The sequence below is a fragment of the Paenibacillus lautus NBRC 15380 genome (assembly GCF_004000945.1).
Classification (GTDB): Bacteria; Bacillota; Bacilli; order Paenibacillales; family Paenibacillaceae; genus Paenibacillus_AQ; species Paenibacillus_AQ lautus.
In genome coordinates, this window is record NZ_BIMF01000013.1 from 167,864 (window position 1) to 192,681 (window position 24,818).

Annotated in this window: 26 protein-coding genes and 1 pseudogene; 21 read left to right on the plus strand and 6 right to left on the minus strand. The window is 48.8% G+C overall.

Annotated elements, in window-relative coordinates:
• Nucleotides 1-93: 93 nt before the first annotated feature.
• A complete protein-coding gene (locus tag PLA01S_RS21370) occupies nt 94-459 on the minus strand; it encodes a hypothetical protein (protein WP_127593942.1) in 366 nt (121 codons plus the stop codon).
• Between the two features lie 187 nt (nt 460-646).
• Here PLA01S_RS21370 and PLA01S_RS21375 point away from each other — a divergent pair, with 187 nt between their 5' ends.
• The 3 genes from PLA01S_RS21375 (at nt 647) to PLA01S_RS21385 (ending at nt 3,490) form a co-directional block, all read left to right on the plus strand.
• Nucleotides 647-1,225 (plus strand): hypothetical protein, encoded by a 579-nt coding sequence (locus PLA01S_RS21375; protein ID WP_127593943.1) that lies wholly within the window; start codon nt 647-649, stop codon nt 1,223-1,225.
• Nucleotides 1,226-1,482: 257 nt separating this feature from the next.
• Nucleotides 1,483-1,932, plus strand: a complete 450-nt coding sequence (locus PLA01S_RS21380; protein WP_100541488.1) for a MarR family transcriptional regulator — start codon at nt 1,483-1,485, stop codon at nt 1,930-1,932.
• Nucleotides 1,933-1,984: 52 nt separating this feature from the next.
• Nucleotides 1,985-3,490, plus strand: coding sequence for a DHA2 family efflux MFS transporter permease subunit (locus PLA01S_RS21385; protein WP_127593944.1), 1,506 nt, complete (start codon nt 1,985-1,987; stop codon nt 3,488-3,490).
• Between the two features lie 120 nt (nt 3,491-3,610).
• Here PLA01S_RS21385 and PLA01S_RS21390 read toward each other — a convergent pair whose 3' ends face one another.
• On the minus strand, nt 3,611-3,775 hold the full coding sequence (locus PLA01S_RS21390) for a DUF1328 domain-containing protein (RefSeq protein ID WP_082341766.1): 165 nt from the start codon (nt 3,773-3,775) through the stop codon (nt 3,611-3,613).
• A 278-nt stretch (nt 3,776-4,053) separates the two neighbouring features.
• Between PLA01S_RS21390 and PLA01S_RS21395 the strand changes: the two genes are divergently transcribed.
• From PLA01S_RS21395 to PLA01S_RS21445, 11 genes are all read left to right on the plus strand, one after another.
• On the plus strand, nt 4,054-4,575 hold the full coding sequence (locus tag PLA01S_RS21395) for a DUF948 domain-containing protein (protein WP_127593945.1): 522 nt from the start codon (nt 4,054-4,056) through the stop codon (nt 4,573-4,575).
• Between the two features lie 57 nt (nt 4,576-4,632).
• Entirely contained in the window at nt 4,633-5,166 is a 534-nt protein-coding gene (locus PLA01S_RS21400; protein ID WP_127593946.1) for a hypothetical protein, read from the plus strand.
• An 87-nt stretch (nt 5,167-5,253) separates the two neighbouring features.
• Entirely contained in the window at nt 5,254-5,595 is a 342-nt protein-coding gene (locus PLA01S_RS21405; RefSeq protein ID WP_071219613.1) for a YflT domain-containing protein, read from the plus strand.
• Nucleotides 5,596-5,851: 256 nt separating this feature from the next.
• Nucleotides 5,852-7,027, plus strand: a complete 1,176-nt coding sequence (locus PLA01S_RS21410; protein ID WP_127593947.1) for a PP2C family protein-serine/threonine phosphatase — start codon at nt 5,852-5,854, stop codon at nt 7,025-7,027.
• On the plus strand, nt 7,024-10,683 hold the full coding sequence (locus PLA01S_RS21415; RefSeq protein WP_127593948.1) for a response regulator: 3,660 nt from the start codon (nt 7,024-7,026) through the stop codon (nt 10,681-10,683). The genes PLA01S_RS21410 and PLA01S_RS21415 overlap by 4 nt, the downstream gene beginning before the upstream one ends.
• Before the next feature lie 78 nt (nt 10,684-10,761).
• Entirely contained in the window at nt 10,762-11,616 is an 855-nt protein-coding gene (locus PLA01S_RS21420) for a CheR family methyltransferase (RefSeq protein WP_371860449.1), read from the plus strand.
• A 20-nt stretch (nt 11,617-11,636) separates the two neighbouring features.
• On the plus strand, nt 11,637-13,316 hold the full coding sequence (locus tag PLA01S_RS21425) for a hybrid sensor histidine kinase/response regulator (protein WP_127593949.1): 1,680 nt from the start codon (nt 11,637-11,639) through the stop codon (nt 13,314-13,316).
• A 112-nt stretch (nt 13,317-13,428) separates the two neighbouring features.
• Entirely contained in the window at nt 13,429-13,752 is a 324-nt protein-coding gene (locus tag PLA01S_RS21430; protein WP_009594079.1) for an STAS domain-containing protein, read from the plus strand.
• Nucleotides 13,753-13,784: 32 nt separating this feature from the next.
• On the plus strand, nt 13,785-14,234 hold the full coding sequence (rsbW, locus tag PLA01S_RS21435) for an anti-sigma B factor RsbW (protein ID WP_100541497.1): 450 nt from the start codon (nt 13,785-13,787) through the stop codon (nt 14,232-14,234).
• Entirely contained in the window at nt 14,231-15,001 is a 771-nt protein-coding gene (locus PLA01S_RS21440) for a sigma-70 family RNA polymerase sigma factor (protein WP_127593950.1), read from the plus strand. Before rsbW ends, PLA01S_RS21440 begins: the two co-directional genes overlap by 4 nt.
• Before the next feature lie 121 nt (nt 15,002-15,122).
• Complete coding sequence (locus PLA01S_RS21445; protein ID WP_127593951.1) at nt 15,123-16,100, plus strand: magnesium transporter CorA family protein; 978 nt, start codon at nt 15,123-15,125, stop codon at nt 16,098-16,100.
• A gap of 92 nt (nt 16,101-16,192) precedes the next feature.
• Here PLA01S_RS21445 and PLA01S_RS21450 read toward each other — a convergent pair whose 3' ends face one another.
• From PLA01S_RS21450 to PLA01S_RS21460, 3 genes are all read right to left on the minus strand, one after another.
• The gene (locus PLA01S_RS21450) at nt 16,193-16,624 is read right to left on the minus strand and encodes a DUF5665 domain-containing protein (protein ID WP_127593952.1); all 432 of its coding nucleotides are present in this window, start codon (nt 16,622-16,624) and stop codon (nt 16,193-16,195) included.
• A gap of 134 nt (nt 16,625-16,758) precedes the next feature.
• The gene (locus PLA01S_RS21455) at nt 16,759-17,169 is read right to left on the minus strand and encodes a YtxH domain-containing protein (RefSeq protein ID WP_100541500.1); all 411 of its coding nucleotides are present in this window, start codon (nt 17,167-17,169) and stop codon (nt 16,759-16,761) included.
• Between the two features lie 48 nt (nt 17,170-17,217).
• Nucleotides 17,218-17,475 carry a GlsB/YeaQ/YmgE family stress response membrane protein gene (locus PLA01S_RS21460; protein WP_015737475.1) on the minus strand — a complete coding sequence of 86 codons (258 nt, stop codon included), beginning with the start codon at nt 17,473-17,475 and terminating at the stop codon, nt 17,218-17,220.
• A gap of 278 nt (nt 17,476-17,753) precedes the next feature.
• Here PLA01S_RS21460 and PLA01S_RS21465 point away from each other — a divergent pair, with 278 nt between their 5' ends.
• Nucleotides 17,754-18,758, plus strand: coding sequence for an asparaginase (locus tag PLA01S_RS21465; RefSeq protein ID WP_127593953.1), 1,005 nt, complete (start codon nt 17,754-17,756; stop codon nt 18,756-18,758).
• A 65-nt stretch (nt 18,759-18,823) separates the two neighbouring features.
• Nucleotides 18,824-19,543 (plus strand): pirin family protein, encoded by a 720-nt coding sequence (locus PLA01S_RS21470; protein WP_127593954.1) that lies wholly within the window; start codon nt 18,824-18,826, stop codon nt 19,541-19,543.
• 111 nt (nt 19,544-19,654) lie between these two features.
• Here PLA01S_RS21470 and PLA01S_RS21475 read toward each other — a convergent pair whose 3' ends face one another.
• A complete protein-coding gene (locus PLA01S_RS21475) occupies nt 19,655-19,882 on the minus strand; it encodes a DUF1128 domain-containing protein (RefSeq protein WP_100541503.1) in 228 nt (75 codons plus the stop codon).
• Between the two features lie 180 nt (nt 19,883-20,062).
• Between PLA01S_RS21475 and yyaC the strand changes: the two genes are divergently transcribed.
• The 5 genes and pseudogenes from yyaC to PLA01S_RS21500 all read left to right on the plus strand — a co-directional run.
• Complete coding sequence (gene yyaC / locus PLA01S_RS21480; RefSeq protein ID WP_127593955.1) at nt 20,063-20,602, plus strand: spore protease YyaC; 540 nt, start codon at nt 20,063-20,065, stop codon at nt 20,600-20,602.
• 108 nt (nt 20,603-20,710) lie between these two features.
• Complete coding sequence (locus PLA01S_RS21485; RefSeq protein WP_127593956.1) at nt 20,711-21,502, plus strand: alpha/beta fold hydrolase; 792 nt, start codon at nt 20,711-20,713, stop codon at nt 21,500-21,502.
• Between the two features lie 340 nt (nt 21,503-21,842).
• Nucleotides 21,843-22,523, plus strand: a complete 681-nt coding sequence (locus PLA01S_RS21490; protein ID WP_100541506.1) for a DUF6483 family protein — start codon at nt 21,843-21,845, stop codon at nt 22,521-22,523.
• A 36-nt stretch (nt 22,524-22,559) separates the two neighbouring features.
• The gene (locus tag PLA01S_RS21495) at nt 22,560-23,735 is read left to right on the plus strand and encodes a class I SAM-dependent methyltransferase (protein WP_127593957.1); all 1,176 of its coding nucleotides are present in this window, start codon (nt 22,560-22,562) and stop codon (nt 23,733-23,735) included.
• Between the two features lie 364 nt (nt 23,736-24,099).
• Nucleotides 24,100-24,818: pseudogene (locus tag PLA01S_RS21500) on the plus strand (O-antigen ligase family protein); the annotation flags it as partial.

Here is a 24,818-nt window from a genome sequence, read left to right on the forward strand (position 1 = left end):
TACAAATACAAATGGCAGGCCAAGTTCATCTTGACCTGCCATTTAACCTGCAAGGATACATGAAGAATCATGAAGTCCGGCAGTCATACATGATTAATGTACATAAATCCAAGCTTTACCGAGCCATGTATAAACTTCAACCCATTCCCCGCCAAGCACGACACCCGTTCGATTACCGGTTGTGTCGATTTTTTGCGAAGCCAAGGCACCAAGCTTCTCGCCGTTTGGAGCGTTATAGAAGTAGGTTCTTTCCGCAATCTCGATCATAGGTGTAGGCACCAACACGACTTCTTCCGGTTTGATAATAGGGTCTGTCGTCGAGATTGGAGCCGGTCCTGAAGTTTCAGTTACCGTCCCTGAAGTTTCGGATACCGTCCCGTTAATCGGGTCTGCGCTTGCGACGGCGGTCAGGGACAGGGTGAGTGCTAGGGCTGCGGTAATGCTTAGTGTTTTTTTCATGGAATAATTCCTCCTTGGGACCGAAGTATGATTTGACATTATCGTAATAACCACGATTTGGATGTTTTGAACCAAGAAAGTTGGGTACATTTCTCAAATCGTGACAAGCTTCAAGGATTCCTATATACTTTGGAGATGGGAAAAGCCTTGTTGCTGTAAGGATATCCTATGGGAGGAGGGACTTTGAATGGTGCGTCGAAAAAAAAGAGCCGGACGTTTCCTGTTGGGTATATTTGTCCTTCTGCTTGTGATTATCGGTGCGTTAGTCTGGTTTGTTTATCCTACGCAATCTCTGGACATGCGCTACCGTTCCGTTGATTTCAAGGACAAGTTGATGACCATGGTGTCAAACCGGGATACCCGTATGCTGCTGAGCACAGAAGAAGTCGGGGAACTCAGCAAGAAGAACATGGTAAAATATATGAGCACCCATGACCTGGGCGTCGATATTACAGGCGCCGATTTTTTGATGAATGGTACCACGATGACGGCCCATATGAATGGGCAATGGGGGATCCTTCCCTTTGGCGCTGTGCTGCGCTTTCAAATGTCGGCCGAGGGAAGCCATCTTCACTTGACGCATGAATCGACAACGATCCGGGGGGTTGAGATCCCTTTGAATATGTTCCGACTGGAGCCGATCCAAATTTCGCTCAAGGACTATTTACCGGATTTGGTAACTGTGAAAAATGTGAAGTTTCTGTCCGATGGCTTGGAATTGAACTTCACGATGGATTGGATGTCCATTCCGTCGCTGTTTAAGTGAAAAGCAAGGGAATCGGCTAAAGACTCAGACAAGGAAACCAAGTCTGGGTCTTTTTTTGTGTTTTTCAAGAGAAAAGTCATTATTTTCAGAAAAAAACTATGAAAAAAATATATATGTAAACATTGACACTACAATTATCCCCCACTATAATCAGTAAATGTTTAGAAATAAATGTTTTAGTACTAAAGTATATAGAGGCGAGTAGGTTGGTTTCTATTGAAGGAGTGCTGGACCTTTTAAAGGAGTGTAAAAAATACATGTCCATGCGGAATGAAATTCTGGAGTTGGAGATGCTATTTAAGAAGATGGTTCGGACAGTGCATCATGAGTGGCAGAAGGAGGGGTTTCCTAAACTAGGCAGAACCCAGTATACCGCCTTGGAGATGCTTCATGAACAGGGAGCTTTGAGATTGTCGGACCTGGCTGATTCCATTCATGTAACATGCGGGGCGGTTACTGGCATATCCGATAAATTGATCGAGGGCGGATTCGCTCGCCGAATAAGGGATACAGCCGACCGTAGGGTCATCCATCTGGAGATTACGCCGCTTGGGCGCGATCTGATCGAGCAGCTGGCCAATAAACGCGCCGAGTTGAGCCATTTGTTATACGGTTTTCTAACGGACGAAGAGGTTAAGCAGTTGAGTGTCCTGTATCGCAAAATTATGACGAATGTTGAATTTATCCAAGGTCAGATGTCCACATAGAACAAACATGCTATATGTATGATTTTACTTAGAAAGAGAGTGAAGGCTGCACATGAGTACCCATACCGTTGCTCGCCCCGGCGAGCCTGTTAAGAAAGGCCCTATCATTGCTGCACTTATGATTGGCGCTTTTGTCGCCATTCTTAATCAGACATTGATGAATGTTGCTCTGCCGAGCATCATGGAAAATTTGAGCATTAAACCGACAGTAGCCCAGTGGCTGACCACAGGCTTTATGCTGGTGAACGGGGTCTTGATCCCCGTTACCGCTTATCTGATCGCGCGTTTCTCGACAAGGCAGCTGTTCATCAGTGCGATGACGCTGTTTACGATTGGCACCTTGCTGTGTGCCATCAGCCCCAATTTCGCGTTTCTGCTTACCGGACGCCTCGTTCAGGCTGCTGGTGCAGGCATTTTGATGCCGCTTATGACCGTTGTATTTCTGAACATTTTCCCTATTGAGAACCGCGGCAAGGCGATGGGGATGATGGGGATCGCCATGATATTTGCTCCTGCTATCGGACCAACGCTTTCAGGCTATATTGTGGAGCACTATGATTGGCGTGTATTATTCTACATGATCTTGCCTTTCTCAATCATTGCTACACTAATCGGGGTTTTCTTCCTGAAAAATGTTACCGAGGTCAGCCGGCCGAAGCTGGACATGATCGCCATCATTTTGTCCACCTTGGGCTTTGGCGGTTTGCTGTACGGCTTCAGTGATGCCGGGAATGACGGTTGGTCCAGCACGCCGGTTGTTACAACCCTAGTGGTCGGAACGATTGCCCTCATCCTGTTTGTATGGCGGGAGATGAAGACTGACAATCCGATGCTGGAATTCCGGATATTCAAATACAACATGTTTACGTTGACTACCCTAATCAATGTCATTGTCACGATGGCGATGTATGCTGGCATGATCCTGCTGCCCATTTATCTGCAGCAGCTTCGTGGATTTACACCGGTGGAATCAGGGCTTCTTATGCTTCCCGGTGCTATTCTGATGGGGATCATGTCACCGATTACGGGAGCGATCTTCGATAAGGTTGGCGCAAGATGGCTGGCTGTTATCGGTCTGGCGATTACGGTCATTACGACGTGGGAGTTCAGCAATCTGACCGAAACCATGTCTTACAGCCACATCATGATCATTTATACGGCCCGGATGTTCGGTATGTCGATGCTCATGATGCCGATCCAAACGGCCGGACTAAATCAGCTGCCGCGAAGCTTGAACGCCCACGGTACGGCCATGTCGAATACACTCCGCATGGTTTCCGGCTCGATCGGAACGGCAATTCTTGTTACCGTAATGTCAACCCAGGCAGAGAGCAAAGGGGAAGCCCTGATGCAATCGGGACTATTTGATCCGAAGAATCAGGCCGACCTGCTTAAGCTGGGTAATGAAGCAACCATTTATGGCATTAACTATGCCTTTGTTATTGCCACATGGATCAGCGTTGCTTCCTTGATCCTGGCTTTCTTTATCAAGAAGACTAAGCCGGCGGAAGAGCCGAAAACCTCAGGAAATCAGGAGGCTGCAGCAACGAACGTATAACCCGATCCAATGTTGCACAGCGCAAAAAAAGGGTGTCCTATCCGTTTATCAAACGGGGGACACCCTTTTTTTCATTTCTTTTGTGTATATACAATGCATGGGCTTTAGTATGTGACAGCGTCACATACTTCGTCTGCGTCCGGTAAAGAGAGAGATTACAAACAGGACAACGAAGATGAAGAACAGCACCTTCGCGATACCGGCTGCAGCCTCAACGATGCCGAAGAAGCCAAAGATCCCTGCAATCAGTGCAACTACTAGAAAAATTACGGACCATTTTAACATCCTATTCACCCTGCTTTCTTCATCGATTTTATTGGACATAGGCATGTAGTCTCATGATGCTCCAAGAAGCGGCACATATCCAATTTGAAGCTCGGTAGGGAGCCGCTTAGCCGTTGCCAACAGCGCCCTTCGTAGTGTTCTTTAACCGGGGCGGCAGGGGATGAAACAAGCTGTAGGACAATGGCATTATTGGCAGGCATCTCTTTGTTTCGTGGACTGGGGGATAGGGTAACTATTGCGTATCCGAAACCAACATACTTGAAAGTGAGGGACAACGTATGCTAACCCAAATCAGTGTTGCCATTATTGCCGTAGCATTTGCGGTTCTGGTTTTCTTTTTAATCAAGACATTAAAGGCTGCGACACAATCGCTCGAAAAGGTAACCGAAACCCTTCAGGATGTTCAAAAGACGGTGGACGAATTGACTTATGAAGTGAAGCAGACCATCCGGAATACGAACGATATTACGGTGGACGTTCAGCATAAGATGAGACAGATCGATCCGGTACTGGATACCGTCAAGAATCTGGGAGAAGCTTTAAGCGAGGTCACCTATGCGGTGAAGCAGGTATCCTCCGGCATGGTTAGCCGCTTTAAGCAATCCCGGATGGAGCAGAAGAAAGAGCAGCCTGCCCGTATGGAAGTGCCTTTGACGGCCCAGGATCGTACGTTCCAGTCTTATGATGCGGTATATCAGAATACGGAAGCGGAAGAAAAGTCACGCGGTCGGAACTGGTTAGCCTACGTGGATACAGCGGTTGGTCTGTGGAACAGCTTCCGTCGCCAAAAAGCCAGATAAACGTAAGAAAGCTAAACCCGGGTATAGCTCTGACAGCTGAAGAAAGGAGGAGGTCGCATGTGGAATGTCGCACTGTTGATGGTAGGGCTCTTGATTTACTCCGGAGGTGGGGGTGCTGTGGCAGAGCCGCAGCCTTCTGCCGGGATGTCGCCACCGCCTATAATTCATGCCGCTTCGGATGTTGGACAAGCACAAACCAGCGACAACTCTACGGAGAGCTATGGAACTTTAAACGGGATTTCGCTAACGGATAACAAGCACGATGTCATTCGGAAGCTGGGAACGCCGGCTCGAATTGAGCATGAAGAGCTGACCGGAATTACCAAGCTGGTTTACAAAGATATGGAGGTTGGGGTCCGCAACGGCTACACGGAATATGTTCATGTGAAACCCTCTGCCGTATCCTTTCAGGTTGAAGACCAGCGTATAGGTATGACAATCGATCAAATTAGGGCATCTCTGGGAAAGCCGTATTTTAAAGCGGAGGACGGGGATGTGTACCTTGAGAACCATCAAGCGCTTAAGGTATTTATTGACCGGGACTCCGGCGAAATTGCAGGAATTGATTTATTTTTCGATTATAGCGACTGAATTTGTTTCAACCTTAAGAAATAAGGTTAATAACAAATGGACTATAACCTAAATCGAGGTTTTATACTATTAGGGGAGGTTTTCACAATGGAATTTACCAATACGAAGTCATATGCCAAAGTCGTTGAGAATGGTACACAAGCGGTTCAGGAGGTGCAGAACCTGCGGCAGTCCGGTTACGATCATGATCGGATTTATGTATTGGCTCATGATTCGGACAAGACAAGCCGGATCGTGGATGCATCCGATGCCAATAACGTAGGCATCAAGGAAGAAGGCGTGTTTGATGCCTTTGCGAATTTGTTCCGGTCCCGCGGCGATGAGCTCCGCGCCAAAATCGTATCGCTTGGCTTCACGGAGGCCGAGGCTGGATTCTATGAGAAACAGCTGGATCTAGGCAAAGTACTTGTTATCGCTAAAAAAGATTGATGATATAGCAATGAGAGCTCAGCTTTATGACAGTATCGAGGGTAGGCGTTATAGGACTTAAAACATAGATAAGGAATGAGACTTTTGACGTCTCATTCCTTATCTATGTTTTAAAAGAATGTTCCATAAAGCTAATAAAAGTGGAAGATTCAAGATGCAGATCCTTTTTCTATGGCAATTGATCAGAGGGTTATTATAGTATAATAGTAGGAAAAGGATTTCTATCGTATAATCCGTAACGTTAAGGGAGAGGGCAATGAGAATACTAATCGTAGATGACAATCCGACTAACGTCATTATTATCCGAGAAATCTTAAAAAAGGAAAACTATCAGAATACTCTATCTGCATCTTCAGCCCTGGAAATGCTGGAACATTTGGGGATTGGCGATCGCAGCCAAGAGCTGCATCCCAAGAGAGCGGATATCGATCTGATTCTGCTCGACATGATGATGCCTGAGATGGATGGAATAGAAGCTTGCCGTATTGTACAGCAATATGAGCATTTGAAAGATATACCGATCATAATGGTCACGGCCGTCGGGGATTCCAAGAAGCTGGCGGAAGCGCTGGATGCCGGAGCCGTCGATTATGTGACGAAGCCGATCAACAAGGTTGAGCTTATGGCACGGATTCGCCTGGCGCTCCGGTTGAAGCATGAGAAAGACTGGCATATTGAGAGAGAACAGCGGGTCCAGGCCGAATTGAAGCTTGCGGCCATGGTTCAGAATGCCGTATTGAGCTCACCAATTGAAGATGATCAGGTCGAGATTCATGCGCTGTACCAGCCCTCGGCGGAGCTTGCGGGAGATTTGTATGCATGGTACCCGCTTGGTGATGGACGTTATGGCGTGATTTTGCTGGATATGATGGGACACGGGATTACTTCGTCCCTATTTTGCATGTTCATCGCTTCAGTTCTGAAGGACACGGTGACGACTTATGTCGAACCGGAGAAGGTGGTTCAGGAATTGAACCGCAGGTTCAATCAGTTAAACCTCGGCGAACAACTGATACAGTACTATTTTACAGCGATCTATCTTGTTGTAGACACCCGTTTGAAGCGGGTGGATTACGTCAACGCAGGGCATCCTCCGGCGCTCTTCTTTCAGGAAAGCGGGGATGTGATGACCTTGGATCAAGGCTGCTGCCCAGTTGGGTTATTCGATCGGATCGAAGACATGGAGCCTAGAAGCTTTCAATATGAAGGAGAAGGACATTTGGTCATGTATACGGATGGCCTGCTCGAACTGGTAGAGGGTGGTCATGACGAGAAGCTGGATTATTTGAAGGAGCATTTGGGCGGCCCTCATCATTGGAGAGAAGATGAAATGAAGGAGCAATATTTTGTGGATGATCCATCGCAGGAGCGAGAGGACGATAAATGCCTGGTTTGGATATCTCTTAAAAAAGGAGAGGAAACCAATCAATGAAGCTTAGGAGCAAGTTAGTCATTGGTTTTACGACTTTGCTGGCGCTCATGCTGGTTCTGACCTTGATTGGTTATGACCGAATCAGTTATATGAACGACCAGATGGACCAGATCTATCAGGATCGCTATCAAAAGGTACGAAACTCAAGCGCAATGCGCGGAGAAGTCAACGATATGGCCCGAGAGCTTACGAATATGATATTGAGCAATGACCAGTCCACGTATGCTGTGTCCGAACAGGAACTGGAAACGATGACAACACGAGCTCAAGCGTATTTTAAAGCGATCAAAGAAAGTGCAAATACAGCTGAAGAGCAGCAATTGTTAGTCCGGATTGAGCGTGCGGTGAGTCAATATATCGTTTATCAAAACAAGACACTGGAGCTGTTGGCGAAGAGCAACGCAACAGAGGCCAATTTGCTTCGCAATTCGACCGGACAATCTGTCCAGGAAGAGATGCTGATGAGTTTGAACGAGCTTAGCAGCTACGAGAACCAGAAGATCAATGATGATATATCAGCAGCGAAAGCGGCATATGACCGCTCTGTCCAAATGTTTATCTATATCATGGCTGGCGGATTGTTAATAGGAATGCTGGTCATTCTATGGATTCTTCCAAGCATTACCCGGGGCATCAACGTGGTCTCCATGATGTTGAAGAGCTTTGGAGAAGGCAGATTGAAGGCGATCCGTCGTATTAAAGTGACGTCCAAGGATGAGTTTGGCGATGTGGCTCGAGTATTTAAAGACCTGTCTGAAGACATTATCGAGAAGCAGCGTATCGAGGAAACCTATCTCCAGGCGCAGCGTGATCAGTCCTGGCTGAACTCGAATATGGCCAGGGTCACGGAGCTGCTGGAGGGGATCAATTCCCTGGAGGAAGTCGGTCAACGGTTTATCAGCGAATTCACGCCGATTTTGGGTGCTCATTATGGAGCTATCTATATCCGTCAAGAAGACAAACATCCGAATAAGTTGGAGATGAAAGGTTCCTACGCCCATGAAGGCGGCGAAGAGCCGAAGATTTCCTTCATGATCGGGGAAGGACTTGTAGGTCAAGTTGCGCTCGACAAGAAACCGATCGTACTGAAAAGCGCGCCGGAGGATTACATGAAGGTGGAATCCGCTTGGGGATCATCGAAGCCGGTATCCGTCATGATCTATCCAATTCTGTTTGAGAATGAAGTGTTGGGTGTTGTTGAGTTGGCAGCCTTTGAAGAAACAACATCACTGCAGGAGCAGCTATTGTCTCAGCTGAGTCAATCTCTTGGCATCCTTCTGAATAATATTACAGGCCGTCTGCGGGTGGAGCAGCTGCTGCGTGAATCGCAGGCCATGACCGAAGAACTTCAGGTTCAATCGGAAGAGCTGCAGACCCAGCAAGAAGAGCTTCGCCGCACCAACGAAAACCTGGAGGAGCAAACCAATGCCCTCAAGCGTTCCGAGGACTTGCTGCAGCGCCAGCAGGAAGAGTTGGAGCATTACAATACCGAGCTTGTTGCCAAGACGCGTGCACTAGAGGAACAGGTGCAGGAAGTGGAAGAAAAGAACGATGAGATCGAGAAGGCGAGAATGCAGCTTGAGCAGCAATCAAAGCAGCTTTCGATTACAACCAAATATAAGTCGGAGTTCATGGCCAATATGTCCCACGAGCTGCGGACCCCGCTTAACAGTCTGCTGATCTTATCACAGCTGTTGTCGGAGAATAAGGATGGAAATCTGAGCAATAAGCAAATTGAATATGCACAGACCATATACATGTCGGGCTCCGATCTGCTCAAAATGATCGATGAGATTCTAGATCTGTCCAAAGTGGATGCAGGGAAGATGGAGATTAATTATGAGGATGTTCAGCTTCCGGATATTGAAGCCTTTGTGGAGCAGAATTTTGCCGCTGTGGCATCACACAAGCATATTGACCTGGGTGTGCACATTGGTGAAAATATTCCGCAGAGCATTGTAACGGACAGCCATCGCGTGAAGCAAATTCTTCGTAATCTGTTGTCGAATGCCTTCAAGTTTACCAATAGCGGCTCTGTCGAGCTGCATATAGAGAAGGCCGACAAGGAGAAACTTCCTCTTTATCTGAATGCCGAAGCGGATTACGTGGCCTTTGCTGTCAGAGATACCGGAATCGGTATCCCGGCTGATAAAACGGATCTGATCTTTGAAGCCTTCCAGCAGGTAGACGGCACAACCAGCCGTAAATACGGGGGAACCGGGCTTGGTTTATCCATCAGCCGCGAGCTTTCCCGTCTGCTGGGCGGGGGCATTCTGGTTGAATCGGAAGAAGGCAAGGGAAGCTGCTTCACACTCTTCCTGCCAGCCAGTCATCCGGATCTGGTAGAAGGAACACAGGAAGCAGCCGCAACAATTGAGGCACCACCGGAGAGTAATCTGATCGTACCGAAGGCAAAAATGATTACAAAAGAGGTTCAGCCATCCGTACAGGTGGATGATGATCGCAACCAGCTCGGACCGACAGACAAAGTCTTGCTTATCATTGAGGATGACGTGAAGTTTGCCAGAATCCTTCTGGATATGGCCAGAGGGCGCGGCTTCAAGGCCTTGGTTGCATTGCAGGGGGATATCGGTCTGGAGATGGCCAAGTCGTACAAACCGGATGCCATCATCCTGGATATCCAGCTTCCGGTTATTGACGGCTGGTCCGTCATGGGCGAGCTGAAGAGCTCTGCGGTTACGCGCCACATTCCAGTGCATGTCATTTCGGTCGTGGATGAAGTGAAGCAAGGATTAATGATGGGAGCGATCGCTTACTTGAAGAAGCCGTCATCCAGAGAAGCGCTGGAGGACGCGTTTACGCATATCGAATCCTATGCGGAAAAATCGATGAAGCATCTTCTGATTGTCGAGGATGACGACATTCAGCGCAATTCCATTATTGAATTGATTGGTCATGACGATGTATCGATTACGGCGGCATCCACAGGCGCCGAAGCGCTCAGTGAGCTGCGTAAACAGCGCTATGACTGTATGGTGCTTGATCTGATGCTGACGGACATGACAGGCTTTGAGCTGCTGGATCAGATTCGCGATGACGAGAATCTGGTGGATCTGCCGATCATTATTTATACAGGCAAGGATCTGGATTCGAAGGAAGAGATGCAGCTTCGTAAATATGCGGAGTCGATCATCATCAAAGACGTGAAATCACCAGAGCGGCTTTTGGATGAAACGACGCTGTTCCTCCATCGGGTCGAGGCTGATTTGCCGGAAGATAAACGTAAAATCCTGCAGAAGCTGCACAACAAGGAAGAGCTGTTTGAAGGCAAGAAGATTCTGCTGGTGGACGATGATATCCGCAACGTGTTTGCTCTCTCCAGCGTGCTGGAGGGATACCATATGGAAGTTACCTTTGCTGAGAACGGCCGGGAAGCCATTGAGCTGCTTCAGGATAATCCCGATTTCGATCTGGTGTTAATGGATATGATGATGCCGGAGATGGACGGTTATGAGGCGATGCGACGTTTACGCGAAATGCCGGAATTCGAGAAACTGCCGATTATTGCCCTCACAGCCAAAGCCATGAAAGAGGATCGCGCGAAATGTATTGAAGCAGGAGCTTCCGATTATATGAAGAAGCCGATACAAACGGAGCAACTTCTTTCGCTTATGAGGGTTTGGTTGTATTCGTAAGCCGCTTTTGTGGGTAAAGTACAAGTAGCAAATAAACACGGGGAAAGCGGTGCAAGCGTAATGTCATCTAGTGACCATATGGAATCAGAACAACTGTTGTTGACAGAGGAAAGCGAACGTGAGCTGGAACAGATCGAGATTGAGCTTCTTTTGGAAGGTATTCATCGATTCTATGGTTACGATTTTCGCAATTACGCTATTCCCTCATTGAGGCGGAGAATCTGGCACCATGTTCATGCCGAGGGCGTATCCACAATCTCAGCCCTTCAGGATAAAGTACTTCACGATCGTTCTTGTTTTGAACGGCTCATATATAATCTATCGATTCCGGTTACGGAAATGTTCAGGGATCCGAAGCTATTCCTGACATTCAGGCAGTCGGTAGTTCCATTGCTTCGAACGTATCCTTATATACGGATTTGGCATGCCGGTTGTTCGACCGGAGAAGAAGTGTATTCCATGGCCATTTTGCTTCATGAAGAGGGACTGTATGAGAAGTCCCGGATTTATGCGACAGACATGAACTCACGTTCTCTCCAGCAGGCCAAGGAAGGCGTATTCGACATCAAACGCATGAAGCAATATACCAAGAATTATATGGAGGCGGGCGGTACCCGCTCGTTCTCCGAATACTATACGGCGAAGTACAATTCGGTTATTTTCCAACCGTTTTTGAAGAAAAATATGATATTTGCCGAGCATAATTTGGCAACAGACCGTTCCTTTAACGAGTTTAATGTGATCTTTTGCCGGAATGTCATGATTTATTTTAATGATCAGCTGCGGGATCACGTACACGGATTATTTCACGAGAGTCTAAGCCATTTTGGTATTCTCGTACTGGGTTCTAAAGAGTCCATACACTTTACGAATTATAGTGAAGCTTATGAGACGCTGGACCGGGTGGAGAAAATATACCGGAAGATTAAATAGAAGTTTCGTAGGAGGATCTCATGGGGTTTCACGAACCGATTCATATTCTGTTGGTAGATGACCGCCCTGAAAACTTACTTGCACTCGAAGCTGTTCTGGACAGCGAACAATACACGCTTATTAAAGCTACTTCGGGGGAAGAGGCTTTGCGATATCTCTTGAAGTATGATTTTGCCGTGATTGTTCTCGATGTACAAATGCCCGGCATGGACGGTATCGAAACAGCAAGGCTGATCAAGGCGAGAGACAAGACAAAGGATATTCCGATCATATTCATTTCCGCGAACAGCAAGGACGCGGAGCATCTTTTTGCTGGATACTCCGCAGGGGCAATCGACTATATGGTTAAACCCTTTATCCCTCAAATCTTGAAATCCAAGATCGAGGGTTTTGTCGATATGTACCGGACCAACAACAGGCTCAAGATTCAGTCCATGCAATTGCACCAGAAGACCCAGGAGCTTGAAAAAATTAATCAAGAACTTGTACTGGCCAAGGAAGAAGCGGAGATTGCCGCCAAAGCCAAAACGGAATTTCTGGCGATGATGAGTCACGAGATCCGAACGCCGATGAATGGCGTCATCGGTATGATTGACTTGCTGATGGACAGCGAGCTTCAGGATGAGCAGCGGGAATATGCAGCCATTATCCGCAACAGCGCGGATGCTTTGGTTAATATCATTAACGACATTCTGGATTTCTCCAAGATGGAATCAGGCAAAATGGAGCTGGAGGAATATCCGTTTGATCTCAAGTCCTGCGTTCAGGAAGTGTTTGGTTTGTTCTCCGGAGAAGCCTCCAAGAAGAATCTGGAGCTTACGTATTACATTGAGGATCAAATTCCTGCGATCGTATTCGGTGACATGGGACGCCTTCGTCAAGTATTGGTGAATCTGGTATCCAATGCCGTGAAGTTTACGAATGAGGGCGGCGTGTATTTGGTTGTTTCGCTTGCTCAAACTAAAGAGGACCGATTAACCCTTGAATTCACGGTGAAGGATACGGGAATTGGCATCTCATCCGAGAAAATCGATCGGTTGTTCAAGCCGTTCTCTCAGTTGGACTCCTCGATGACAAGGCGGTACGGCGGAACAGGACTTGGGCTTGCGATCTGCAAATCGCTCGTACAGATGATGGGTGGAGAGATCGCGGTCGAGTCCAAGGAAGGCAAGGGAGCCACTTTCGTATTTACGATCTGCGTTCATACGCATGAAGAAGAGTATCATCGACTCCGGGAAGAGGAGCGTTCGGCAAAATATCGTGTGCATGGGGAGAGGCAACCGAACATCCTGATTGTGGACGATCATCCGATTAACCGAAAGCTGATGGAGAGTATGCTTGAAAAGATGGGGATGAAAGCGGATATGGCGGAAGACGGCAGGCAGGCGGTTGAGATGGCTGCCGGTCCTAAAGTTTACGACATGATCTTCATGGATTTGCAGATGCCGATAATGGATGGTCTGGAGGCAGCGCGTCTGATCCGCCAGATGAAGCCAGAAGCTGAGGCTCCCGTTCTGGTTGCGATGACCGCCAATGTGATGGACGGGATTCAGAAGCGCTGTTTTGACGCCGGCATGAATGAATACATCAGCAAGCCGGTCAAAATCAGCTGTGTGAAGCACCTGATATCCCGTTATGTACCGGTAGAGCCGGAAGGATGGGCCAGCAGCCCAAGCCGTGTTCGAATCATCAACGGCTAGCGAATCAATCGTTTTCCATATATTAGCGCGGCTTTAACCCTCGTTAACCTGTTTCAACAAGCAAGATAACGGGTTATGTAAAGGGAAAACAAATGATTGGGAGAGAGTGTCTATGAATACAAAAACGAATGATAAGTTCAATGCTAAGACCCAAATGAATGAGGGCGTATGCACGGTATTTTTGAGCGGTGAACTTGATCTGTCCGTCGCTCCGGATTTTCGATTAGTGATGGAGCCTCTTGTCGGCAATTCCGAAGTAGACTTGATCGTCAACATGAAGGACATGACATATATTGATAGTACGGGTATTGGTATTCTTCTGTCGATACTGAAAGCCAGACATGGCATGGAAGCACGCTTTGCAGTCGAGGAAGTTCCGCCGCAAATTCAAAAGCTGTTCGATATGACGGGTATTGCGAAGTTCTTTCAGTCGTAAGAAGAATTCCCAATAGGAAAGGATCGAAAAGAATGAATTCAGATGTACAAAGAGTAACGCTTAATTTGCCTGCCAGTGCTGAATACGTGGATATTGTAAGACTGAATCTGTATGGAATAGCTTCCAAGATGGGCTTTTCCTATGAAGAGATCGAAGATATGAAGGTTGCGGTGTCGGAGGCCTGTAATAACTCGGTCTTGTATGCTTATAGTCAGGAAGGCGGCATGGTAGAGGTTTTATTTCAAGTGACCAGCGAGTCGCTATCCATTACGGTCAGAGACGAAGGGGAGAGTTTCGACAGTGTGGGAGCGGTTGGCAACCGTACACTTCATGATAAAGATCTCAGCGAGGTCCAAATCGGAGGACTAGGCTTCTACCTGATGGAGGCGCTTATGGATGAGGTAAGCGTGACAAACCAGGCTGGAAAGGGAACCGAGGTTACGCTGACAAAGCGTCTCGCAAGAAGCGAGGAGCCCGTATGAGTGATAAGGCGACTCCCCAAGAGTCCAGAGATGAAGCCGTTCATTTAATTGAACAGTATCAGCAAACGAAGGATAACGATATCGCGACGGTGCTGATTAAGAAATATGAACCGATGGTCAAAATGGCGGCAGGCAAGATTGCCCGAAATCGGCCCGACCTGTATGAGGATTTGTATCAGGTTGGCCAAATGGCATTAATTCGTCTTCTGCAGCAATATGACATCAGCCTGGGGATTCCGTTTGAACCCTATGCCATGAAGAGCATGATCGGGCATATGAAGAACTTCCTCCGCGATAAATCATGGTATATTCAAGTACCAAGACGAATCAAGGAAAAGGGTGCCTTGGTTCAGCAAGCGATTGATGAACTAATGGTGAAGCTGGAGAGATCTCCCGATGTGAATGAGATCGCATCCCACCTGGATCTTTCCGTTGAGGAAACGGTTGAAGTGTTAGCCGGACGCGAATGCTATCATTATGTATCATTGGATTCCCCGTTATCTCAGGAAGAAACCGGAGCGACGCTTGGAGAGCTGATCAGTTCGGATGTGAATGATTTTGATTCCGTTGAGAAGCGCATGGATCTTCAGCAGGCGATGAGTCAGTTGAAGGAGCAAGAGCAGAAGGTGCTATTGCTGGCATTTCAGGAGGGACAGTCCCAGAGAGCTATCGCTCAGAGGTTAGGCGTGTCGCAAATGAGTGTCTCGCGAATCCAGAAGCGGGCAACGGAAAAACTGAAGCAGATCATGTCCAATTCTTCTTACTGATATGGACAAGCCTCGTAGAAACAGACGCATAGCAACATAAGGCACGCTTCCTCCATTACAGGAAAGCGTGCCTTTTTGGAACCTACGATTCGTATTTATAGAAGGGAGTGGCAAAGAAAACATGCTGGGGCCGGATGGGATGGAAGGTCAGGATATTTATACTTTTGCAGGGGGATGGAAGTGGTACGATGTTCGAACGGATAACTGGCAATCCTCCTGGATCGGCGAACTTCGGACGCGCTATCCTTATACAGCCGAATGGTTTGATCTAGCTTCGACGTTAAAGGAACGAAACTACTTATCCGTCCGATTCAAGGATGGGGTGGAGCCGGTCATTATGGGAACCATGCTTTATAAGGTCACGGATGATGCCGATCATTACAAGTCGGAACAGTTCTATTTCTATACGGACGACCAAGTGCTGATTACCATCAATTTGGATGACCATACCCGAAGCGTGATGGCTAAGTCCGAAAGAGCTTCCATGCTTCATCAATGCCAAAAACCCGTCGACGGCATGTTTGTGCTGGCTCGGGCCATTCTGCATTATTACCATGCGGGAATGGATCAATTCGAGCATAACCTGCGCCTTGTCGAAAGTGATATGCGTACGCACAACCGGAGATCCTTAATGGATAGCATTCTGTCGTCCCGGTTTGAGTTGTTGGAGTGGAGCAATCTGTTTATTCCTTTTCAGGAACTGATTGCCGCAGCAAAGGAAGGGTATCATGGCGAGCTGGATAGCAGCCGCTCGTTTCAACAGCTCCTGCATCGAGTGGAAAGAATGGAAAAGCTGATTCATCATTATGAGCGCGAAATCGATACGCTGGTATCGATAGACGATGCAATCTCTGCGTTCCGCGGTAATGAAATTATGAAGACACTGACGATTTTTACGGTCGTGCTCACACCGGCAACCGTGGTCGGAGCCATATGGGGGATGAACTTTGAAAATTTGCCTGCCATTAAGACGTTCTGGGGATTTACCGTAGTCATCGGATTCACTTTGCTGTGGACCGGAGGCATGTACCTTTGGATGCGTGCGAAGGGATGGACGGGAGACCTGCTTCAAGTGAAGTCCAACAACAAAAATCTTTGAGGCACGAAGGATATGCATGAATGGGAGCGAGAATGATCACAACGCCCGGTGACCTCTATAGGCACCGGGCGTTTTCATGGATTGAAGACACACTAGGATCTAGATTGATCAATATATCCTTGCAAATCGGAGATGAAATCCCCAATCATCGGTACGTTGACAAAGAAGCTGAGGATGTAACCCAGAAGACCCAGTACGAGAGCCGTACCAAGGGTTAAGCCCAACCCCCGGGCTAGGCCGGCAGTGAGGTTGGCAATGATGCGTTTCTTGGGATTCATGTAATTATCGATCATGTCCTTCATTTCGGATTTCTCCAGCGTGGCAGCGATTTTGTCCAGTCGCGTGTTCAACTTCTTCACTTCGTGCCTTAGCTCAAAGGGATGGTCCTGGACATCATCCGCCTCTTTGGAGTGCCTTTCCTTCCTTGATTCGGATTGTACTCGTTGTTCCTCGTTTCGTGTCGAACGACTGCCGCTTCGGGTCGAGAAGCTGGAGCCGGTACGATATGGGTTTGCTTTACTCATGAGATATCCCCGCTTTCCAGGCAGATGCGCCGTTTCATTTCACTTAGGAATTACTACAATGTGTATAAGAAGACGTTCACGATCTGGCACAAAAATAGCCAGCTGTGTCAGCTGGCTATTCGTGACTATACGAATTAATAATTCGTTGTCGATTTCATTTCACGGCTGACTTCGGAAGAAGTGTCCATCGCTTGATCCTTCACATCTTTGGAAGCACTCGAAACCTCGCTCGACACATCAGCCGATGCTTCCTTGACGCTGGACATAATGCTCTGGCGGCCTTCATTCACGGTGGCCATGACATCGGAGGCTTTGCTGCCCACAGTTTTGGCCAGTTCAGAAGCTTTATCGCCTACCGTGTAAGCAACTTCCTTGGTTTTATCCGACACCATGCTCAGCTTCTCGGACAAATCCCCGCGAAGCTCGCGGCCTGGCTTTGGAGCGAACAACAGAGCTGCCGCCGCTCCGACCAAGGCGCCGATGAAAGCACCCTTGAAGAATGTGGAACCGCTTTGTACTGGATATTCTTGTTCTGTGTTATTCATAACTTTCACTCCTTTTAGTTAATATAAGAAAGAATATAAACACGAGAGTCAGGCTGTGCGTCTAAACAACTTGGCAACAAGACCGAGCAGGAATACAAAGATGGCTGTACCGATGATAGCGGGCACAATAGCAAATCCGCCTATGACAGGCCCCCATGCTCCGAAGAGCCACGGTCCGAGCCATGCGCCTATGAAACCTGCGATCATGGAACCGATAATTCCGCCCGGCATTTCATGACCAACCAGCGCATCCCCGATAATCCCGATGATGATTGCCATCACGATGCTGATGATGATTCCCCACATACGATCGCCTCCTTTTCAGAGCAATGTGTTTCGAGTGGGCTTGCTTATCTCGTAATTAAACGTAAGGCCACACCATGAAACAGGACAGTGCAAAACGGGAGATAAATGAAATGTCCGTCCTGAATGGAACGAAGCCTGCTGTTATTTGCGCTTTTTTGTACTATACTGAATACAGATTTGCAATCATTCTCGGATGCGCGTGATGACGGGGAGATGCAAACATACAGGTTTTTCAGGGCTCAATGCGTAAGAGACGGTTAGAGAAGGAGTTAGACAACATGGATACTGTACTGGTGAAGGAATATCGGGCGGACATACTGGAGTGCGTCCACAATGGACATATATGTATTGTGAATGAACAAGGAAACGTTGAGGCTTTTGCGGGAGATCCGGATTACGTCGCATTTACGCGTTCTTCGGCCAAGCCCCTACAGGCAATTCCCTCCATTCGAGGCGGGCTGGCCGACCATTATGGACTGACCGATGAGGAAATAGCGATCATGACCGCTTCGCATCGTGCCGAGCCGGCTCATGTAGAAGTATTGGAACGTTTTGCGCGCAAGGCGGACATCAGTGAAGCTTACATGGTTTGTGCATCCAGCTGGCCGCTGGACGAAGGAAGCAAAGAGGCTCTTCTGCGAGGGGGCGGCGATAAGAGTAAATGGTACCATAATTGCTCCGGCAAGCATTATGGGATGCTGGCCTACTGCCAGATGGCAGGGTATTCGCTGACGGGATACGATCAGCCGGAACATCCGCTGCAGCAGGAGATCCTTCGGACGGTTGCCAATTTGGCGGGATTGGCTCCTGGCGATGTCAAATTGGGCACCGATGGTTGCGGACTGCCGGTATTTGCCATGCCGCTCCGCGCTCTGGCAACGGCCTATATGAAGCTCGCCTCCCCGGACCTCATAGAGGATGGGCCGACGCAGAAGGCAGTCATCCGAATCACGAAGGCCATGCATGCAGCTCCTTATATGGTAGCGGGTAAACACAAAGTGGATACCCTTCTTCTGGAAGATCATAATATTTTGGCCAAGGGCGGCTTCAAGGGCGTGTACTGTTTTGGTCTTAAGAAGGAGCGGCTCGGCATTTCTTTCAAAATTTCAGATGGCTCCGAAGAGGAGTGGGGCTGGATCACGGAGTCCATCTTGGAGCAAATCGGCTATAGCAACAAACCGACCATCGAGCGTCTGAAAGCCGCATACCCTAAGGATTTATACAATGATGAAGGTCTTCAAGTAGGCAGGGTAGAAACCGGATTTAAGCTGCTCCGCGCTTAAGGATGACTGATTAGACCGGAAACCGCCGGGGTATTGAATAGTAAAAACGGCGGAGGTGACCGGCCATGATTAAGATCATGACGGCAGCGGAAAGACATACTACCCATGAAGACGGTATTCATAGTGAATTCAGCTTTTCTTTTGGTGATTATACAGATCCGCATAACGAGCATTTTGGAAGCCTGCTGGCGCATAATGAATATGTGCTCCAACCGATGGAGGGATTTGATCGAAGGTTTCATCATGACTTGGTGATTGTGCATTTGGTGCTGGAAGGCACGTTAACGTATGAAGATGATACAGGGAAGTTATTGGAGCTTGTACCCGGTTCGATTCATGTCGTGAATACAGGCTCCGGCGTGTATCATGCCGAGAGGAATGCCTCCTCTTCAGAAGACGTACGCTATCTGGAAATGTGGTTTCTCCCTGCGGAGCCGGGCCTTGAGACGATACATCACCAAAGCAATTTTACAAAGGAACAGCAATTGAACCAACTGCTTCCGATCATCGGGTCAGGTAATGGTGAATCAAGCTTGCACCAATCACTGGATGTTGTGATGTACAGCAGCATACTCGAGACGGGACAAGAACTGACGTACAGCCTGGCCGGGGACCGGAGAATGCATGTGTACGTCATAAGCGGTCATGTCGAAATATCATCGGAAGACGGCGTATTCGATATTAAAGCGGGTGACGCGGCAAGGATCCAGCGTCGTCATGAGCTGACATTCCGGGGGAACTCAAGTGAGGGGAACTCGGAAGTGGTGATGATCGATATGCCGTAGAGAAGGACAGAAAGCCCCCGGAACTTCGCTTAGATTAGCGAAGTTCCGGGGGCTTTGCTATAAAAAGGGTTCTTCTTTTAGATCATTTCAAGGTTCTCGGGCAATGATGATTTACTGGTTCCCGCGAAGCTGCCCGAGCTCCGATACAACAGCTTCCACTTCCGATATACTCAGGTTTTGTTTATTCATGACCATATCGTACAAATCATAAATATCATCATATTGGTTAACCGAGAAGGCGGAGGCTTGCATAGCAGCTCCTGTAGCCATCCGAAGCTTGTTTTTAATCTGTTCAATCATATACTCGACATTGGCTTGGGATTTTTCGCTCAAATCCATGGATTAACACCATCCTCTCATAGGCGGATTTACGATTTTCATCCCTGTATTGTAACATGTTACTGTGCGGCTCGACCAATGTTTTTGCCATCGGAGACAGAGATAGGTTAAAATCAGGAAAAAAAGGTTTTTCAGGCTGCGGGAGCAAGGCTTCAAGCGATGAGATCAAGGAGGGCCGTCATGAGCGAACAAGCCGGCAAGACGCCAGGCGTACATGCTGTAAAAGCTAAAATGTCGGGGCATGAACTGACGGATTTTTTTCGGACGATTTCGCAACGGCATGAGCTGGACAGCATCGTATTTTTATGTATTGGCACCGACCGTTCCACGGGAGATGCACTCGGACCGCTGACAGGAAGCCGGCTCAAAGAATACGGTTTTCCGCATGTAATCGGGACGCTGCCTGAACCGTGCGACGCTTTTAATCTTGAGGCAAGGCTTCAAGGTATACCTGAGGATAAGGCGATAATTGCTATTGATGCATGCCTGGGGCAATCCTCGTCAGTCGGATATTTCTTTACATGCGAGGGTCCGCTGACGCCTGCCCAGTCCGTCGGCGGGAGGCTTCCGGCAGTGGGAGATTACAGCGTGGCAGCGGTTGTGAACGTCCATGGACCGAAGCCGTATTGGACTCTCCAAGTGACGTCCCTGTACCAAGTCATGGGGATGGCGGAGCAGATAGCGCAGCAAGCCGCTATAGCCTTTGGCCTTAGGCCGTAAGACACGGCGTTTCAGCCGGGGGTGTTTTTGTTTAATAATAGATCATTCTTTATAAAATAATGGGTGTCTATCACGTGGCATCCGCTGAATAGAAAGAAGGGTATCGCTATGGAAAAAGTACAATGCAACGGCAGCACGATTTGTTATGTTGATCAGGGACAAGGTGAGCCAATCATTCTGCTTCATGGTTTCTGCGGAAGCTCTGCCTACTGGGAACAGGTACTGCCATTTCTTCAAGGCTTCAGAGTCATTGTACCGGATCTCCGTGGTCACGGGCGGTCTGATGCACCGATGGGATCGTATACCATTGAACAGATGGCAGACGATGTACTGCTATTGATGGATGAGCTCGACATTCCGAAGGCAGCCTTACTCGGTCATTCCCTCGGAGGATATATCACGCTCTCCTTCGTCCAGCGTTACGCTTCTCGTTTGAACGCCTTCGGCCTGATTCATTCCACAGGCTACCCGGATTCGGACGAAGCGAAGGAGAAGCGGGTGAAGGCGGTCAGCACCATCCAAGGGGAAGGCATTACCGCCTTTGTTGACGGATTGGTGCCCGGCTTATTCGCGCCGGATACGAAGGAGAGCAAGCCGGAATGTATTCAGCGGGCAAAGGAGATAGGCTATCTAACGCCACCTCAGGGAGCCATCGGAGCGGCGCTGGCGATGCGGGAGCGTCCGGACCGACGCGATGTGCTCTCGGCGTCCACGCTGCCTACCCTGCTGGTAGCAGGGGAGAAGGACGGATTGATTCCGGCAGAGCATACCTTTACGACAGACCATGACAACGTGACCCAAATCGTAATCGAGGGCGCAGGGCATATGAGTATGATGGAGACGCCGGAGAAGCTGGGGGAAGTCATCACATCTTTCATGGGACGGCTTGAGCATGAATAAACGCATGAAAATCTTTCAATAGTTTATAATGAACGGATATCCAACGGGATATCCGTTTATTTATTATTGTGCCTAGGCGTACCCTCCGTCGTTTGCTTGGCCGGCCGATAGAGCCAAGAAATGGGAGGGAAGGGCCGGATACTGGAATTCTGGTCCCGAATAGCCTACAATTTAATCGTGATCCGGCTTGGGTTTAGACCCAACATGATTGCACTGCAAAGGTGACTCGCTGAAGCTGCCCGGCATTCATCCCGGTCCTTAACAGCAGGACTCACCGGAAGGTAAAGAGCAGGTCATCAATACGCTGCATTCGGCATGGATGCAGGTTGGGGGCGAGGGTATGTTTCGCAGGGATTATCTCGTGCGGTTGATTGAGGATATGACACAGATGATTGCCAAGGTGTTTTCACTGAAGCAGGAGCGCAAGCACACAGAAGCCTTATGGGAGCTCGATGAGCTCTTCAAACGGCAGTTCCGGTTGAATTCAGAGCTGCTTCGCTCATTGTCCGCTGCCGACATTGAACAGCTATTTCGCAGTCATGGTTATCTGGAAGCGGACAAGCTGCAGAGTGCAGCAAGACTTATGGAAGAAGAAGCATCGCTGCTGCTTGAGATGGAGCGTGAAGAAGAGGCCGTTATGCTCTACACCAAGGTCTTACAATTATATTTGAAGTCGGCCCTGCAGGGGGCGGATCCGAAACTGATCGGGTTGACGGAACGGATCGGCATGGTTAAAGAGCGATTAAGGGCATACGCATTGCCAGAGACGGCGATGCGGGATTACTATGCGTATACGGAGCAGCAAGGGATGTACGCGGAAGCGGAGAACACCCTCTACCAACTGCTGGATAACGGCAAGATGGAATATACCGAAGCCGTACAGTTCTATCAAAGATTGCAGCTGAAGCTGCCCGAGGATTTGGCGAAGGGCGGGCTTCCGCTGGAGGAAGTCCACGAAGGAATGGATGAACTTAACCGTCGTTTTCCGCATGCGGTGAATGGCGACAAGTCGTTTACCTAAGCGGGATTAATCGGTCTATAACATAAAGAAAGCGAGATGTACCCTTTGGATGCATTAAGAAAATTGATTCATAACATCATGGAAGAAGGATCGTTAATCACGGCTACGCTAAGCCAGCTTCGCAAGCGGGAAGGCATGACTTACAGCAAAGTAACGGTTAAACCTGTAGAGCTCAAGAACAAGCTGCACTACCAGTTCGCGTATTATTCCGGAACCAAAGTCACCCATCAGAACGTGCCGGCGGATGAGGCGGAGGCGGTGCTGGTTGACATGTTCGAGAATGTATTCCGGCAAGCGATGATGTATACGCCGGAAGCGGATTATCAGGTACTGATCTCGAAGAAATACAAGGTTTCGATTCTGACCAAATCCGCCTCCAAGACCAAGACGGATTTGTCCCATAATCGGAAAAAGACGTATATCCTTGAAGAGGGGGAGCCCGTTCCGTTTCTGGTGGAACTCGGCATCATGAGTGAGGACGGCAAAGTATTTGCTCGTCGGTACGATAAGTTCAAACAGATCAACCGGTTTTTGGAGATGGTTGAGGATGTGCTTCCCCACCTGCCGGAGGATCGTCCGCTGACGATCGTTGATTTTGGCTGCGGCAAATCCTATCTGACCTTCGCTTTATATCACTATTTGGCGGTAACCGCGCGCAGAAAGCTGAATATTGTCGGATTGGATCTCAAGGCTGATGTCATCGAACACTGCAGTATGCTGGCGAAAAAACTGAACTACACCCAATTGCAGTTTCTTGTCGGTGACATTGCGGAATATGACGAACTGGAGCAGGTGGATATGGTGGTCACGCTGCATGCATGCGATACGGCAACAGACGCTGCGCTGGAAAAAGCGGTCCGTTGGGGGGCCTCGGTTATTCTGTCGGTGCCTTGCTGCCAGCATGAGCTGTTCTCCCAAGTCCAGAGCCCTGTTATGGAGCCGCTGCTGTCCCACGGTATTCTGAAAGAACGATTCTCGGCGCTTGCCACGGACGCCATTCGAGCTAAGCTCCTCGATCTGATGGGCTACAAGACACAGCTGCTGGAATTTATTGATATGGAACATACCCCGAAGAATATATTGATCCGGGCGGTTAGCGGTTCTGCCGGAGATCGGGATAAGCTGTGGCAGGAATATACCGCGTTCCGCGATTTTTTAAACGCCTCGCCATATCTTGAACGGGCGTGCAAGGACTTGCTGCCGGATACGTAAACGGAATCGAGTTGAACCGGATTGGCGATGAACGTGCCAGCGCGCACTTTCATCGCTTTTTTAGTTAACAGAAAGTATAAACTATGAAGCTGGGCCTTCCGGATATCGCCAGACAATTAATATCTAAACGCGGTTTTTCTTCTGAGAATGTTCGTCGAGAGACGTTTTTTCTATATCGGTATTCGAAGTTTGCCTTAGAGATCAGGCCGCCTTATTGCGCACTAGAAAGATCACCGCCGATCACCAACGCCGCATCGAGAATAACGAAGTATGTCCTTGTCCACAATGGCTAATAGATGGTTTGGCTACGAAAGACGAACAGCCGTGGATAAATGGCTATGGATTGGAACGGGGGCGTTGGTTCATGGCATGGAAGACCCTGCATCGTCATTGCGGGATGATGCTGATGGCACTTGTCTTTGTGGCAGGTATCCGGAGCGGGATGTTTTTTGATGGGGATATCTATGGGGTCGGGGCAGGTTTCGGCGTGCTTCTGCTGCTGATGATGGGAGCCAAATGGAATGGTGCCGTCCAAAACCGGAAGATACATGGCGTTGGCGTGCTGTCGGGCGCGGCTCCTGCGGATAGAGGATTACGGGTGCTTCTCGGTTGTATCTGCGGAATGATTCTCATTTATGTGCTTCATGGGATAGGGATGGGAATAGGGCGCGCGCTCACTCTGGAAGGCACGATGAAGGAGATTATCTTGTGGGGGACCTACGGCTCCTTTGCAGCCGTCGCCTGGCGCATATGCCGTACAAGTGATGGCCTACGTATGATGCAGGCGGGTTGGCATCTGATGGGCGCTGTGCTGTGCGGCAGCGCTTTGCTTGCCGTATATGGGCTTTTGCAGCTGCCGTATGGGATCTATCATACGGCGGATGCGGACATCAGTGCGACCGGCGCGAGACTTGGCGGCCTGCTTCAGTACCCGAACACGTTCGGGGCCGTGATGGCCGCTTTCCTGCTGGAGCGGCTGTTCGCGCTGCCGTCCGTCCTGCGGACCCGGACGGGCCCGCTCCGCGCAGCGGCTGCCCTGCTGCCGCTGCTGCCCTACACCGCCGCGCTGCTCCTGACGGAGTC